This window comes from uncultured Aliiroseovarius sp. (assembly GCF_947492455.1).
Classification (GTDB): Bacteria; Pseudomonadota; Alphaproteobacteria; order Rhodobacterales; family Rhodobacteraceae; genus Aliiroseovarius.
The window spans coordinates 1-15,035 of the sequence record NZ_CANLNB010000002.1 but is presented as its reverse complement, the minus strand read 5'-3'; the positions used below and the strand labels follow the sequence as shown (position 1 = coordinate 15,035).

Here is a 15,035-nt window from a genome sequence, read left to right as displayed (position 1 = left end):
GTATTTCCTTTACAGCGTGGTTCACAGGTGCGTTCCGCGCCCGTCAACCAGTCTTCAGTTTGCTTTTTTTCGTCGGTGCCTCGGGCAAGGGCGTGACGAGATTTGGCCCTGTTGGGCGACCGGGCTTCTGAAGCGGCCCAAGTGAATCAAGATACGTCCGGTCAAAACCGGGCTGATATACGGGGAAGTCCACGGCACAGTCGCGGAAGCTTTTGTGAGGCTGCCCCATGTTCAGGATGCCGTTGCGGCGCTGGCGGCGGACCAGTTCGAAGTCCACCTCGATCGGGATCATCTCTTCCTGAACATTCCCGCGGTGCAGGATCTGCCCGGCCGGGTCGATCACCATCGAATAGCCGTTACCACCCGCCAACAGACCGTTGATGTGGAAGATGTAGCTTTGGAACATCGCTGCCGACCCCTGTGCAATCGCAAGATCCGCAGGTCGATCCACAAAGCTTGCCAGCACCGGGTTGATGATCACCTCGGCCCCCATCGAGGTCAGCGTGCGGGTAACCTCGGGGAACCAGAGGTCATAGCAGATGGACACGCCGAACCGGCCCACATCAGGAACGTCGAAGACACAGAATTCGCGTCCGGGCGTGACACCTTCTTCATAAGGCGTAAACGGGAACATCTTGCGATACCGGGTGACGACCTCGCCTTGTGGGTTGAACACTGGGGTGGTGTTGTAGACCGCGCCATCCAGTTCCTCGAAGTAAGACCCGGGGATTAGCCACGTGTCGTAACGGCGTGCCATTTCGGCAAACTCGCGTTCAAAGCTGCCGCCTGCCGGTTGCTTGGCATGAATTGCCGGTCCGTGTGCCGCAAGTTCCGAGAACACAACCATCTGCACCCACGGATACAGGTGAAACAAGATCTCCATGCGCTGGCGCATTTCTTCGATATTGCGGTGTGTTGTGATGTGCATTTGAATGCCGGCAATGGCGAAACGAGACATTAACTGTCCTCCTCAGTTTTATCTGCTGAACACGGGGTAAGGTTTAACCATCCATGGTCTTCCCCTAGGTGATTGCGCCTCCAAAAGGCTGCCAGTCGAAGCTTTTCTTCTTCATCTGCAGGGGCGCGGACGTCGTTGATGAAAGTGCCAAACCAGTCGGGCAATTTGGCCCCACTAAGACCGCCCGACGCGGCCGGAGCATAGGATCCCTTGTCAGAATACGAGATGCGCTGTTCGACCTGTTTGTCATGCTTCGAAGATTGAAAGCTGTTGTGCATCGTGGTCCCATCCCGCCAGCGCAGCTCGGACGTTCGCTGGACAGGGCGGTACGCTGCCGTATAGACAGTGCCAAAACCCTGACTGTAGTTGGTGCTGAAAACCGGTTCTTGTTGAAACTCACGGGTCAAGACGGTGGCATCGGTACCGCGATCTTTCAAAAGCTGCCCTAAGTGCTCTGCGCGGCCCATCGTGTTTGATATCCGGCCGTGACGTGGCCATTCCACACCAAGCTGATGGTTGGTTGCCCAGGGCTGCTTGCGCACAATCGCCGGTCGATCCGGCGCGACAAAAACGGTTGCCCAATCGCCGGACGCGTCAACCAATGTAATGTTGTAGGACATGTGCGAGGGAACAGCGCGCAGTGCTTCAACGCCCTCTTGAACATTTCGGCACATTTGCAGCAGGTAGCGCATGATCAGGGGGATGCCAAACCCCCTGCCCGTTTCGATCCGCCCCCCAAAGGTCAACGAGGCGGCAAGCCCGTGCTCGTTCATCCCGTCGGCCAGTCCTGCCATGGCCTCGACCATGCCCATGACCTTGGTGCCGCGCCATCCTGTCGTCAGAAAGGTGGCTTCGTTCAGCGCGGGATCAAGATCGTAGTTTCGGATCAAGAATGGCCCATCATCGTCAATCACCACGGCTTGTGAACAATTCACCAAGTACCTTGGTGGACACCAAAACCCGAGAAACAGCGCCAGATCGTCATCTGCATCGCTGACCTGATTAAGATCATCCCAGAGCGCTTCATATTCCGGCATGTGCCGCCTGACCGCGCGACGGACGTCAATCTCTCGCGATTGGAGCAGCTTGCCACGTCGCGCGTTGAACCATTCGCTCCACCCCGGCCAGCCATGCGACACGACGCGACGCCAGGCTTCTCCTGGCACGTCTTCGTGTAGGCTGCGAAAGGTGAGGTGCATGATGTCAAAGCCTCTGAGCATGCAGAACGATCACTTGCTGTCTAACACCATAGACCATGATGTCAAGCTTTCCCCGTTTTTGCCCGCGTTGACATTTCATGCGCGGTGCCGATTATGGCGCCATGTTACCTGCCCAAGAACCCAACACCTCAGTCCGTCAGAACGACCTGCCCGAACTGCTGGCCACCTATCGTATCACCCACTACCCTGTGGTGGTGCGCACCGAGCGGCATGTCCAAGGTGGCGGGTTTGGAGATCAGGAAAAGAACCCAAATACCTGGACGGTGTATTTCCTGGTCGACAACAGCTGGGTCTATGTCGAAAGCGCCCGGGGATTGCGGCGCGAATGGGGAAGCCTGGACAGGTTGGAAACCTGGCTGAGAGAGCAAGGTTTCCGTTATTTTTGGGTCCGCAACGAGCTGGATCCGGTGACTGTCGCGGCGCCTGAGGCAGGGCCGCAACGATAAGCCGAAAGTCAGGTACGTTTACGGCGCGGCTTAGAACCATTTCCCGGCCGTCATGTCACTTGGCAGCGACACATGCGTATTCGGTGAAAGTGGTACGCTTTTGAACTGCGCCTTGATGGCAGCGTTCCACTGCTTCGCCCGTTCCAGAAGCTCGCGATCATCCGACTGCATCCGGCCACGCGCCAGAAGGCATCCCAGATCTGCGCCGTGATAGCAGTACTCGCCGACACCATAAGCGCGCAGATAGAAGGCCTCGTCCTCGCCACCAATTGCATTGATGTTATAGCTCGGCCGAAGAAAGTCGATCTCGCCATCCTCATCCATCTGCCAGATCCCGGATTGAGGCGCCTTTGTGATCAGCTCGACCTTGTCTTCAGTCTGCTTGAGGATCAGCTGTGTCCAGTGATCATAGTGGTTCCAACGCGCCTGAACCTCTTCGATATCAATCTCATAGTCGACATCCATATATTCCAGAAGATGGAACAAGAAGAGCGGGCAGCCGCCGTAAGTCGAGGTGATCAGGTTGGTGGGCGGTGACGCCCCCGAAATACGCGGGTTCAGCTCGCCCAGATACACTTCATTGGTGTCTGTATCCAAAAGGAAGTCGATGCAATAAACGCCTTTGTAGCCTTCCGCATAAAGACGGTCGCCAAACTTGCGCGCCATATCCCGAACCTTCTCGGGGACGCCGTCCGGCAAAATGGCCGGCGAAATGTCATTCCCGCACCATCCGCCTTTATAAGGTGTGATTTCCTCGAACCCGGTGATGTCGGTCATAACCGGGCCAACCAACGCACCATGGCGCGTCGCGCAGCCTTCAATCGTGCCCGGCAGGTGGTTCAGGCGCTTCATGATTTTAAGGTACTGCCCAACGATCTTGGACGCGTGCTTTTCCCAGTCCTCTTTCGACTTGATGAAGAATGTGGTGCGCCCGCTGTCTCCGTAAGGCGTCTGCACCACCAGGTCGCTTCCAAGACCTGCACGCTCGGCCAGTTTGGTGAGATCGCCATAGGTGTTGGCTTCGCCCATGATATTGGGGGCACTAGCGACGCCTGCCTCGTTCCCAAGGCGGGTCGTTTCGATCTTGCTGTCCAATCTGTTGCGCAGCTCGTTCGATGGCAGCGCGATGGTCAGCCCAACCTCCTCGCACAACTCTTCTGTCGTCTCGTCAAACTGCACAAATAGCGCCATGCCAGGATCGCTCGAGCTTACCCGGTCTCTGAACTCTGGATGGTCCACCAGATAGTTCCCGACATCCTCCATCGAGCGGAAATCCTGTGGGCCTGTTTGTGACGGCAGGAAGATACGAGGATGGCGGCCATCAAAGATGTCGAAGTAGTTCACATACTCGAGCCCACCTACCCATTGATCCAGCCCCATCAAGTTGAATGGCGTAGGCATGATCACATAGATCGGCGTTTCATTCCGCCGCAAGTAACGGTAGATCTCGGTCAACCCATTTAGGGTTGGTTTTCCTGATGTCATCGTTGGGGTCCTCTCATTCTCGCCAGATCCAACCGCCAGCCACGAGGCCAATCTCGAATCAGTGCGATGTGTGTTTTTCTGCGCCGTTAGCGCTTGATATTGCAGATCATTATCGCTCAGTTTCCTGAGTTTTAGACCGTGACACAAAGAGGCTCGAAACCCCTTAACACGTTCATTTAAAACACTTAATAAACTCTCAACCCTCCCCCCGAGCATTATATATGCTTTATATTTTGACCATGATCCGCATTTTGGCGTTCATAATTGTTGATATCACCATGTTTCATGCTGTAGAACGCTAGCCACGTTGACGTAAGGAAACAACCCCCATTGAGGGACCGGCACAGCAACTGACATCGAATGAATGTGCCGCTTTAGGAGGAACACTAATGACTTTCACGACCTTCACGCGTCGCGCCGCTCTTGGCGCACTGGCAGGTGCAGCAGCGCTGGCTTCGGTTGCCACGACCGCAAGCGCTGACACCGTCCGCCTGCGCTTCCACACCTTCTATGGCACCGAGATCGATCCGATTGCCAAGAAGTTCCGCGACGCCGTCAAGGAAGCATCGAACGGCACGCTGCGCATCCAGTACTTCCGTGGTGGCGAGCTGGTCGCGTCGGACCAGTTTGCTGACGCCGTGGCAAAAGGCACCGTCGACATCGTGCACGGCACCGGCGGCTACTGGTCGGGTCAGATTGACGTGGGCAACATCGAAGCCGGTCTTCCGGGTGCCTGGGCAACCGTTGCAGAAGCCAAGGGTCTGTTTGAAAGCGCCGAAGTGGACGCCCTGCTGACCGAAGCCTACGCCGAAGCTGGCACTGTTTATCTGGGTAAGGGCTATGGTCACAACTACGACCTGCTGACCAAAGAGCCGGTGACCTCGCTGGACGATCTGAAGACCCGCAAGATCCGCGCAACCTCGAACGTGGCGAAGGTTCTGGCAGCATTTGACATTCCGACCGTCTACCTGCCCGCACAAGAGCTTTACATCGGCATGTCGACCGGCGTGATCGACGGCGCTATCTACGGTGGTCCGGTTGAGTACGAACAGCTGAAGCTGCACGAAACCGCAACCAACTACACCTTCATGAACATGCTGATGCCGGGCTGGACCGAAACGTTCCTGGCCAACCCCGAAGCATGGAACAGCCTGTCGGACGAACACAAAGAGATCCTGGAAACTGCGATCCAGCAGTTTGCTGACGACATCCACCAGTGGCTGGCAGACGGCAACGAAGGCGTTGCTGAAGGCACCTTCCAGTACGCCACTCTGCCGGATGCAGACTCGAAAGCTCTGACGCAAGCCGCTCAGGGTGTATGGCAGGAAGAAGCCGCTCGCAGCCCGCGCAACCAGAAGTTCATTGACGCTCTGGTCGCCAATGCGAAGGCCCAAGGCCGTCTGTAATGGCTTGGGTGACAAGATATCTTGTCATTCAAGATGGCCTGTCCGAGTACGTCGGGCGGGCCATTTCTTGGTTGACGCTTGCGATGATCGCCGTGCTGATGCTGGAGATTATCGCTCGCTATTTCCTCAACTCGCCAACCATCTGGGCGCATGAAATGTCGACCATGCTTTACGGCGGGTTCTGCATTCTGGCGGGTGCCTTCACGCTGCGCCATCGCGGCCATGTGCGCTCGGAAGTGATCTGGGGCATGCTGGGCACGCGTACACGCGCAACCTGTGACGTGATCGTCTTTGCCATCGGCCTTCTGGTCATGGGGATCTTCTTCGTCATGGCGGTCGAGTTCGCCGCCGAAAGCTGGGCCGTGCGCGAGTATTCCAACAAGTCGATTTGGCAGCCCGCACTATACCCCATCAAGACGGTCATTCCGATCGCGGTTGGCTTGGTGTGGCTTCAGAACCTTGCCGAGTTCGTACGCGCGTTTCTGACCATGCTAGGCATCGAATTTGAAGACCCGCGCGAGGGTGAAGACGATTCAGAGACCGACCCGGAATACATCCCCGAGGCACAAGACTAATTCAATTGGGCGGGGCGGGAGGCCCTGTCAGGGAGTGAAGATATGGCGGACCTGGATCCCCTCACGATCACTGCGATCATGTTTCTTTCGATGCTCGGGCTTATGGCGCTGGGTGCACCGCTTGCTTGGGCGCTGACCATTTGCGGCGTAGGCAGCGCCTGGTTGATCTATGGCGATGGCGGACTGGACCTTCTGGTGTCGTCGACCTTCTCGGCGATGGATAACTTTTTGCTTGTCGCCCTGCCGATGTTCATCTTCATGGGGCTGGTGCTGCAACGCTCTGGCATCACGGATGACCTGTTCGAGATGATCCACAAACTGATGGGTCGTCTGCCCGGCGGTCTGGGCATTGGCACCGTGATCATCTGCGCGCTGATTGCCGCAATGGCGGGTGTGTCGGGTGCAGCCACCGTATCGCTGGGCATCATTGCCCTGCCAGCGATGCTGAAACGTGGCTATGACAGCCAATTGGTCACCGGGACGATCATGGCAGGTGGCGCGCTTGGATTTCTGATCCCGCCGTCGGTTCTGATGATCATCTACGCCTTCCTGTCGCGCGACTCGGTAGGCAAGCTTTTTGCTGCGGGGCTTATTCCCGGCCTGATGCTGGCAGGGATCTACATCACCTATATTCTGGTGCGCTGTCGCATCAACCCGTCGATGGGTCCGCCCGCCGAAGAGCAATTCACCGCGAAAGAGAAGATCCTATCGCTGCGCTTTCTGATCGCGCCGGGCATCCTGATTGTGACGGTTTTGGGCTGTATCATCGGCGGCGTAACCTCGCCTTCCGAGGCCTCTGCGATTGGTGCTTTCGGGTCACTGGTGATCGCCGCCATTCAGAGACGCCTGAACTGGGATATGTTGCGCTACGTGATGCTGACCACCACCAAGCTGATGGGGATGCTGATGTGGATCACCATCGCAGCGGTGTTCTTTTCCAAGATCTATGTGGGTCTGGGCGCAGGACAGATCGTGGGTGAGTTGATCGAGGATTTCGACCTGTCCCCCATCTGGGTGATCATCGCCATGCTGGCCACCTATTTCGTGCTGGGCATGTTTCTGGATGATTTTGCCATCGTGTTCATCACCGTGCCGCTGTTTGTGCCGATCGTGCGCGAACTTGGCTATGACACCACATGGTTTGCGGTGCTGTTCATCCTGTCGATGCAATCGGCCTATCTGACGCCACCGTTCGGCTACAACCTGTTCTACATGCGCTCCGTGGCGCCACCCGAGATCACCATTGGGGACATCTACAAGGCGGCATTGCCCTTTGTGGCGCTGCAGATCATCGGCCTTGCGCTGGTGGTGGCTTTCCCGCAGATCGCCCTGTGGCTACCAAGTCTGCTGTTCTAAACGCGAAACGATCAGGCGCCGCTTCTCGGCGGCGTCTGGCGCATTTCACAGAAATTCCCGTAACTGGCCGCCCCTTTGGGCGGCTTTTTTTCTTCTGAATGCGCCATCGACCGCGGTGTTCCGCCTGAAGCGGCCACAAAAAAGGCCGGGTAGAAACCCGGCCCTATCTGTTCAGTTTTCTTGGCTCAGGAGGTCGGCAGCACGGGCGCCGACTTGTCCAGCGCCAGCTCGGCGTCTGAGAACACCCAAGGCCCACGCACGCCCGGCACGCCTTCCGGGGTGATCTGCATGCCGCGATGCTGGATCTGCGCATCGTCAAACGCCTCACCGACCGAGTTGATCGGACCGGCGGGCACCGTCGCCGCCTCAAGCGCCTCCAGCAGATCGACCTTCAGCCACTTCTGCGTTTCCCGCTCGATCTCGATGGTCAGCACATCCCGATTTTCCACGCGCAGCTGGTTGGTGGCGAAATCCGGATTGTCGCGCAGATCCGGGCGATCAATGACATCGCAGAAACGCTGGAACTGCCCGTCATTCCCAACGGCCAGAATGAAATGACCATCCGCCGTGGGCAGCACCTGATAAGGCGCAATATTCGGGTGCGCATTTCCGCGACGCTGAGGGCTTTCCCCGGTCGCCAGAAAGTTCATCGCCTGATTGGCCAGCATCGCCGTTGCGCAGTCCAGCAAAGACATGTCGATATGTTGCCCCCGTCCAGTGCGATGGCGCTGCTCGACCGCGGCCAACACGCCGATGGTGCCGTAAAGCCCGGTCACGATATCAGTAACCGCCACGCCGACCTTTTGCGGCTGACGCTCTGGTTCGCCGGTGATCGACATCAACCCGGACATGCCTTGCAGCAAGAAATCATACCCCGCGCGCTTGGCGTAAGGCCCGTCCTGTCCGAACCCGGTGATCGAACAATAGATCAGACGCGGGTTCAGCTCTTTCACGCTGTCATAGTCCAGCCCGTACTTGGCCAACCCGCCGACCTTGAAGTTCTCGATCAGAATGTCGGCATCCTTGATCAGTTCGCGCACCTGCTCCTGCCCTTCCGGCGTGCGGAAATCACAGGTCACGCAGTCTTTGCCGCGGTTTGCGGCGTAATAATAGGCGGCGGATTTATCACCGTCCCGCTCAATGAACGGAGGTCCCCATTTGCGCGTATCATCCCCCGCTGGGCTTTCCACCTTGATCACTTCGGCACCAAGATCGGCAAGCGATTGACCGATCCAGGGGCCAGCAAGGATGCGGGCCAGTTCTACAACTTTCAGTCCAGCAAGAGGGGTCATATTGGGTCCTTACAGATAGGGCGGGGTGCAGGACGAGATCACCTTGCACACCCGGTCAGACATGTTGCGAAACCTGTGCGGTTCGCGCGAATTAAACAGATAGGCGTCACCGGCCTTCAGCACGCGGGTTTCCTGCCCCACGGTGACCTCCAGTTCACCTTCAATGACGATGCCGCCTTCATTGGCGTCATGTTCGATCATGGTTTCACCCGTATCGGCGCCGGGCTCATAGCGTTCATGCAGGATTTGCAACCCATGCAATTTGGCATCCCCCACCTGCTTCAGCGTGATCTTCTTCTGCGCGGCGTCGTTGCCCTGATACAGCAGAGACGTCAGATCGCGCAGTTCAGCGGGGGTAAAGAAGATTTGCGAGGACGTAGGCGCGTCGGGCTCAAAGAACTCTGACATCGAAATGCCGAATCCGCCCAGTATTTTGCGCAAGCTCGCAACGGATGGGCTGGACCGATTGGTTTCGATCATGGAAATCTGCCCATGGGGCACGCCCGCAGATTCGGCCAATTGCCGTTGAGACATATTAAACTGCAACCTAAGCTGCTTCAAACGGGTGCCGACGTCAAATTCTTCCGTCATAGTTTTGGTCCTTTCATCGCTTTTACTCAGATTGAGCGATTCAGCGAAGTTTGTCCAACTTACCTCTAGCAATGCTCAATAAATTGAGCAATACATGATGTCAGAATCAATGAACTTGTGAATCGACATCCGATTCCATCACGTTGGAGGAGACTCTGGTGAGCAACACTGAGACACTTAAATCCCGCCGCGCCGCAGCCGTTGCAAATGGCGTAGCGACCCGTGGCATCTATGCCGTGCGCGCCGATAACGCAGAACTCTGGGATGCAGATGGCAAGCGCTTCATCGATTTCGCCGCAGGGATTGCGGTGAACAACACTGGCCACCGCCACCCCAAGCTGATGGAGGCCGTTGCGAAGCAATCTGAGGCCTTCACCCACACCTGTTTTCACGTGGCGCCCTATGAAAGCTACATCGCACTGGCCGAGCGCCTGAACGCCTCGACCCCGGGTGATTTCGCCAAGAAAACCATGATGGTGACCACGGGCGCCGAAGCGGTTGAGAACGCCGTAAAAATGGCCCGCGCCTATACTGGCCGCTCGGGCGTCATCGCGTTTTCGGGCGCTTTCCACGGTCGTACCCTGATGGGCATGGCACTGTGCGGCAAGGTGAATCCCTATAAGAAAGCCTTCGGTGCGATGCCGCCGGAAGTGCTGCACGCCCCCTTCCCGAACGAGTTCCACGGTGTAACCGTAGAACAGTCGCTGGCCGTGCTGGACAACATGTTCAAAAGCTCGATCGACCCCGAGCGCGTTGCCGCGATGATCATCGAGCCGGTACAGGGCGAAGGCGGTTTCAACATCGCACAACCCGAGTTCCTGCGCGCGCTGCGCAAGATCTGTGACGACTATGGTATCATCCTGATCGCGGATGAAGTTCAGGCAGGGATCGCGCGGACCGGCAAGCTCTTTGCATTTGAACATGCAGGTGTTGCCGCAGATCTGGTCACCATGGCCAAAGGTCTGGCAGGGGGCTTCCCGCTTTCGGCAGTCACTGGCCGGGCCGAAGTCGTTGACGCAGCCCCCGTGGGCGGCATTGGCGGCACCTATGCGGGCAACCCGCTGGCGGTTGCCGCAGCCAACGCTGTGTTTGACGTGATCGAGGAAGAAAACCTGTGTGATCGCGCCACCGAGATCGGTGAAAAGATCAAAGCGCGCTTGAACACGCTGGCGGATCGTCAGGGCATGGAAGCCATTGGTGATGTCCGCGGCCTTGGTGCTATGATTGCCTTCGAGCTTGTCACCGACCGCGAGACGAACAACCCTGATCCCGCGCTGACTCAGGCCATTGTGGCCGAAGCCGAGGCACGTGGCCTGATCATCCTACCCTGTGGCACGCGCGCCAACGCTGTGCGCCTTCTGCCGCCGCTGACCGTGCCGATGGAGCAGGTCGACGAAGCACTGGACATCATTGAAGCCTCGATCGAGGCTGCAATTAGCAAAACCGCCGTCGCGGCGGAATAAGGAGACAAAGATATGGCGAAAGATCTTGCCCCCCAATCCCGTCCCGAACTTGCAGGTTTTGCATGGGATGATGCCTTCCTGCTGGAAGATCAGCTGAATGAAGACGAACGCATGGTGCGCGATGCCGCACGTGCTTACGCCCAGGACAAGCTGTTCCCGCGCGTGACCGAAGCCTTTGCCAAGGAAGAGACCGACCCGGAAATCTTCCGCGAAATGGGCGAGATGGGCCTTCTGGGCACCACCATCCCCGAGAAGTTCGGCGGCATTGGCGCAGGCTATGTAACCTATGGTCTGGTCGCGCGCGAAGTCGAGCGTGTGGACAGCGGCTATCGTTCCATGATGTCGGTTCAGTCGTCGCTGGTGATGTACCCCATCTATGCCTACGGCACCGAAGAGCAGCGCGCCAAGTACCTGCCCAAGCTGGCGTCGGGCGAATGGATCGGCTGTTTTGGCCTGACCGAACCCGATGCGGGCTCGGATCCCGGCAGCATGAAAACCACGGCCAAGAAGGTTGATGGTGGCTATGTGCTGAACGGCTCGAAAATGTGGATCTCGAATGCGCCGATCGCGGATGTGTTTGTGGTCTGGGCCAAGTCGGACGCCCATGACGGCAAGATCAAGGGCTTTGTGCTGGACAAAGGCACGAAAGGTCTGACCGCGCCGAAGATCGAAGGCAAACAGTCGCTGCGTGCCTCGATCACCGGTGAGATCGTGATGAGCAATGTCGAAGTGGGCGAAGATGCTCTGCTGCCCGATGTTGAAGGCCTGAAAGGTCCGTTCGGCTGTCTGAACCGCGCCCGCTATGGCATCGCATGGGGCGCCATGGGCGCAGCCGAAGCCTGCTGGCACGGCGCACGTCAATACGGTCTGGACCGCAAGCAGTTTGGCAAGCCGTTGGCGCAAATGCAGCTGTTCCAGCTGAAGCTCGCCAACATGCAGACCGAGATTTCGCTGGGCCTGCAAGCCGCTCTGCGCGTTGGCCGCCTGATGGACGAAGCCAAAGCCGCACCGGAAATGGTGTCGCTGATCAAGCGCAACAACTGCGGCAAGGCGCTGGAGATCGCCCGTCACGCCCGTGACATGCATGGCGGCAACGGCATCAGCCAGGACTTCCACGTGATCCGCCACATGGTGAACCTGGAAACGGTGAACACCTATGAAGGTACCCACGATGTCCACGCCCTGATCCTGGGCCGTGCACAGACCGGCCTGCAGGCGTTCGCGTAACGCAAGCGCACAAGAAAAACCGGTCGCCTCAACCGCGTGGCGACCGGTGATTGATGAAATCCCATCTCGATCCGCTCGGGCTGTCACCGCCCGTGTATGAGACCTCGTGTGAGGTCCCTCCCCTATCAGATAAAATGAGAGCCACCATGAAGCAGAACCTGATTGCCGGCGAATGGCTGGACGGCGTGGATGCCGCCCCGAACCTCAACCCTGCAGACCTATCGGATGTCATTGGCGAATATGCCCATGCATCGGTTGATCAGGTTGGCGATGCGGTGGCTGCAGCAAATGCAGCCTTGCCAGCATGGGCCAATGCCTCGCCGCAACTGCGGTCGGACATCCTTGAAGCCGTGGCCACCGAGATCTTCGCCCGCAAGGACGAGATCGGCACCATTCTGGCCCGCGAGGAAGGCAAAACCCTAGCGGAAGCCATCGGGGAAACCGCCCGTGCGGCGCAGATCTTCCGGTTCTTCTCGGGCGAAGCGATCCGCGTGGCGGGCGATGCGATCGCCTCGGTCCGCCCGGATGTGGACGTGGACGTGGTGCGCGAACCGGTCGGTGTGGTCGGCATGATCACGCCTTGGAACTTCCCCATCGCAATTCCCGCGTGGAAAATCGCCCCCGCCCTGGCCTACGGCAACACGGTGGTCTTCAAACCCGCCGACCTGACACCCGGCTCGGCACATGTTCTGGCCGAGATCCTGCACAAGGCGGGCGTTCCGGCCGGTGTGTTCAACCTTGTCATGGGGCGCGGGTCCGTTGTCGGGCAAGCCATCGTCGACCATCCCGGCGTGGATGCGATCACCTTCACTGGCTCGGTACCGGTGGGCCGGAACATGGCCGTGGATGCCGCGCGCGGCATGAAGAAGCTGCAGATGGAAATGGGTGGAAAAAACCCGATGGTGATCATGGACGATGCCGATATGGATATCGCCGTGTCGACCGTTTTGAATGGCGCCTTCTTCTCGACCGGACAGCGCTGCACGGCCTCCAGCCGGATCATTGTTCAGGCGGGTATCCACGACGCGTTTGTAGATCGACTGTCGACGGAAATGCAGGCGCTCACCGTGGGCAATCCGCTGGATGCTGCCACCCAGATCGGACCTGTGGTGTCTGAAAACCAGCTGAACGGCAATCTCGGCTATGTTGACTTGGCCCGCGACGAAGGGGCTGACGTGATTGGCGGCGACCGTCTGAACCGCGACACGGAAGGGTTCTTCCAAGCCCCTGCCCTATTTGTCGGGGCCACCAATCAGATGCGCTCGAGCCGAGAAGAGATTTTCGGACCCTGCGCCTCGATCATCAAGGTCGCAGATTTCGACGAGGCGCTTTCCGTGTCCAACGACACCGAGTTCGGCCTGTCCTCGGGCATCTGCACCTCGAACCTGAAATTCGCCCGTGAATTCAAGCGCAAGTCGCAAGCTGGCATGGTGATGGTGAACCTGCCCACCGCTGGCGTCGACTACCATGTGCCCTTTGGTGGGCGCAAAGGCTCCAGCTATGGCTCGCGCGAACAGGGGCGCTTTGCCGCAGAGTTCTACACCACCGTGAAAACCGCCTATAGCTTTGCAGGGTAAGCAAATGAGCATTCAGACTGTCGGTGTGATCGGCGCGGGTCAGATGGGCAACGGGATTGCCCATACCTTTGCCGTTGCCGGGTACAGGGTTCTTCTGAACGATATTTCGGAAGATGCCCTGACCGCCGCAATGGCGCGGATCGAGAAGAACACCGCGCGTCAGGTGTCGAAGGGCACGCTCGGCAAAGACGCACGTGCAGAGGCACTGGCCAACATTCGTACCACACAGGACTTGGGCGAATTGGGCGGCACTGATCTGGTGATCGAAGCCGCCACGGAACGTGAGGACGTCAAGAACCAGATCTTTGCCGGATTGGCGTCGTCTTTGGGGAAAACACGATCCTCACCACAAACACGTCCTCTCTGTCGATCACGCGTCTGGCGGCCAAGACCGACCGTCCGGAACGCTTCATGGGGTTTCACTTCATGAACCCTGTGCCACTGATGCAACTGGTCGAACTGATCCGCGGCATCGCCACCTCGGACGAGACCTATCAGACCCTCATGGACGTGGTGAAACGTCTGGGAAAAACCGCCGCCAGCGCCGAAGACTACCCGGCATTTATCGTCAATCGCATCCTGATCCCAATGATCAACGAAGCGTGCTATGCGCTGTATGAAGGCGTCGGATCGGTCGCGTCGATTGATGCGTCGATGAAGCTGGGCGCGAACCACCCGATGGGCCCGCTGGAGCTGGGCGACTTCATCGGTCTGGACACCTGTCTGGCGATCATGAACGTGCTGCATGACGGGCTGGCAGACACCAAATACCGCCCCTGCCCGCTGTTGGTGAAATATGTGGAAGCAGGCTGGGTCGGGCGCAAAGCCGGACGCGGCTTCTATGACTATCGGGGGGACACCCCCGAACCTACTCGGTAACAAACAAGGAGATACACGCCAATGAAGGTGCTAGTGCCTGTGAAGCGCGTGATCGACTATAACGTGAAGGTTCGTGTGAAAGCGGACGGGACCGGTGTCGATCTTGCCAACGTAAAAATGTCGATGAACCCCTTTGACGAGATTGCCGTCGAAGAGGCCATCCGCCTGAAGGAAGCCGGCAAAGCGGACGAGATCGTCGTCGTGTCGATCGGCGTGAAGCAGGCTCAGGAAACTCTGCGCACGGCTCTGGCCATGGGTGCGGACCGCGCGATCTTGGTGAACGCTGCGGACGACGTCCACAACGACATCGAGCCGCTGGCCGTTGCCAAGATCCTGGCCAAAGTTGTTGAAGAAGAGCAGCCCGGTCTGGTTCTGGCGGGCAAGCAAGCCATCGACAACGACATGAACGCCACCGGCCAGATGCTGTCGGCCCTTCTGGGCTGGTCGCAAGGCACCTTTGCGTCGGAACTGGACATCGACGGTGACAACGCTGTTGTGACCCGCGAAGTCGACGGCGGCCTGCAGACCATCAAGGTGAAGATGCCGACCATCGTTACCGT

General features: G+C 58.3%; 13 protein-coding genes and 1 pseudogene. 9 read left to right on the top strand and 5 right to left on the bottom strand.

The genetic code is table 11. From position 1 onward, the window contains the following. Positions 1 to 43 precede the first annotated feature (43 nt). Positions 44 to 958, bottom strand: a complete 915-nt coding sequence (locus Q0677_RS03480) for a carbon-nitrogen hydrolase family protein (RefSeq protein WP_298905852.1) — start codon at positions 956 to 958, stop codon at positions 44 to 46. Continuing rightward, entirely contained in the window at positions 958 to 2,178 is a 1,221-nt protein-coding gene (locus Q0677_RS03475; protein WP_298905851.1) for a C45 family peptidase, read from the bottom strand. The genes Q0677_RS03480 and Q0677_RS03475 overlap by 1 nt, the downstream gene beginning before the upstream one ends. 77 nt (positions 2,179 to 2,255) lie before the next feature. Here Q0677_RS03475 and Q0677_RS03470 point away from each other — a divergent pair, with 77 nt between their 5' ends. Beyond that, complete coding sequence (locus tag Q0677_RS03470; protein WP_298905849.1) at positions 2,256 to 2,624, top strand: hypothetical protein; 369 nt, start codon at positions 2,256 to 2,258, stop codon at positions 2,622 to 2,624. 30 nt (positions 2,625 to 2,654) lie between these two features. Here the strand turns inward: Q0677_RS03470 and Q0677_RS03465 are convergent, their stop codons facing one another. Then, a complete protein-coding gene (locus Q0677_RS03465; RefSeq protein ID WP_298905846.1) occupies positions 2,655 to 4,109 on the bottom strand; it encodes a biotin carboxylase in 1,455 nt (484 codons plus the stop codon). A 389-nt stretch (positions 4,110 to 4,498) separates the two neighbouring features. On the opposite strand from Q0677_RS03465, the gene dctP reads away from it, so the two are divergent. From dctP to Q0677_RS03450, 3 genes are read left to right on the top strand one after another with little or no spacing between them, the layout of a single operon-like run. Then, entirely contained in the window at positions 4,499 to 5,515 is a 1,017-nt protein-coding gene (gene dctP, locus Q0677_RS03460; protein ID WP_282182945.1) for a TRAP transporter substrate-binding protein DctP, read from the top strand. Continuing rightward, positions 5,515 to 6,090, top strand: coding sequence for a TRAP transporter small permease subunit (locus tag Q0677_RS03455; RefSeq protein ID WP_298905844.1), 576 nt, complete (start codon positions 5,515 to 5,517; stop codon positions 6,088 to 6,090). The genes dctP and Q0677_RS03455 overlap by 1 nt, the downstream gene beginning before the upstream one ends. Before the next feature lie 42 nt (positions 6,091 to 6,132). Next, complete coding sequence (locus Q0677_RS03450; protein ID WP_282182943.1) at positions 6,133 to 7,446, top strand: TRAP transporter large permease subunit; 1,314 nt, start codon at positions 6,133 to 6,135, stop codon at positions 7,444 to 7,446. A gap of 185 nt (positions 7,447 to 7,631) precedes the next feature. Here Q0677_RS03450 and Q0677_RS03445 read toward each other — a convergent pair whose 3' ends face one another. Together Q0677_RS03445 and Q0677_RS03440 are read right to left on the bottom strand one after the other, a co-directional pair. Further along, entirely contained in the window at positions 7,632 to 8,738 is a 1,107-nt protein-coding gene (locus Q0677_RS03445) for a CaiB/BaiF CoA-transferase family protein (protein WP_298905842.1), read from the bottom strand. A 9-nt stretch (positions 8,739 to 8,747) separates the two neighbouring features. Further along, a complete protein-coding gene (locus Q0677_RS03440; protein ID WP_133486125.1) occupies positions 8,748 to 9,329 on the bottom strand; it encodes a cupin domain-containing protein in 582 nt (193 codons plus the stop codon). 158 nt (positions 9,330 to 9,487) lie between these two features. Between Q0677_RS03440 and gabT the strand changes: the two genes are divergently transcribed. The 5 genes and pseudogenes from gabT to Q0677_RS03415 form a co-directional block, all read left to right on the top strand. Next, positions 9,488 to 10,792 carry a 4-aminobutyrate--2-oxoglutarate transaminase gene (gene gabT, locus Q0677_RS03435; protein ID WP_298905831.1) on the top strand — a complete coding sequence of 435 codons (1,305 nt, stop codon included), beginning with the start codon at positions 9,488 to 9,490 and terminating at the stop codon, positions 10,790 to 10,792. Positions 10,793 to 10,804: 12 nt separating this feature from the next. Further along, a complete protein-coding gene (locus Q0677_RS03430; RefSeq protein ID WP_282182940.1) occupies positions 10,805 to 12,019 on the top strand; it encodes an acyl-CoA dehydrogenase in 1,215 nt (404 codons plus the stop codon). Between the two features lie 146 nt (positions 12,020 to 12,165). Beyond that, positions 12,166 to 13,596 (top strand): aldehyde dehydrogenase family protein, encoded by a 1,431-nt coding sequence (locus Q0677_RS03425; RefSeq protein WP_298905823.1) that lies wholly within the window; start codon positions 12,166 to 12,168, stop codon positions 13,594 to 13,596. A gap of 4 nt (positions 13,597 to 13,600) precedes the next feature. After that, a pseudogene (locus Q0677_RS03420) lies at positions 13,601 to 14,475 on the top strand (3-hydroxybutyryl-CoA dehydrogenase). Between the two features lie 21 nt (positions 14,476 to 14,496). After that, positions 14,497 to 15,035 (top strand): electron transfer flavoprotein subunit beta/FixA family protein (locus Q0677_RS03415; protein ID WP_298905820.1); only part of this gene is annotated, 539 nt, incomplete at its 3' end.

Coding starts and splice junctions, on each gene's coding strand:
- Q0677_RS03480 (WP_298905852.1), bottom strand. CDS start 958: ATGTCTCGTTTCGCCATTGCCGGCATTCAAATGCACATCACAACACAC.
- Q0677_RS03475 (WP_298905851.1), bottom strand. CDS start 2,178: ATGCTCAGAGGCTTTGACATCATGCACCTCACCTTTCGCAGCCTACAC.
- Q0677_RS03470 (WP_298905849.1), top strand. CDS start 2,256: ATGCGCGGTGCCGATTATGGCGCCATGTTACCTGCCCAAGAACCCAAC.
- Q0677_RS03465 (WP_298905846.1), bottom strand. CDS start 4,109: ATGACATCAGGAAAACCAACCCTAAATGGGTTGACCGAGATCTACCGT.
- dctP (WP_282182945.1), top strand. CDS start 4,499: ATGACTTTCACGACCTTCACGCGTCGCGCCGCTCTTGGCGCACTGGCA.
- Q0677_RS03455 (WP_298905844.1), top strand. CDS start 5,515: ATGGCTTGGGTGACAAGATATCTTGTCATTCAAGATGGCCTGTCCGAG.
- Q0677_RS03450 (WP_282182943.1), top strand. CDS start 6,133: ATGGCGGACCTGGATCCCCTCACGATCACTGCGATCATGTTTCTTTCG.
- Q0677_RS03445 (WP_298905842.1), bottom strand. CDS start 8,738: ATGACCCCTCTTGCTGGACTGAAAGTTGTAGAACTGGCCCGCATCCTT.
- Q0677_RS03440 (WP_133486125.1), bottom strand. CDS start 9,329: ATGACGGAAGAATTTGACGTCGGCACCCGTTTGAAGCAGCTTAGGTTG.
- Q0677_RS03430 (WP_282182940.1), top strand. CDS start 10,805: ATGGCGAAAGATCTTGCCCCCCAATCCCGTCCCGAACTTGCAGGTTTT.
- Q0677_RS03425 (WP_298905823.1), top strand. CDS start 12,166: ATGAAGCAGAACCTGATTGCCGGCGAATGGCTGGACGGCGTGGATGCC.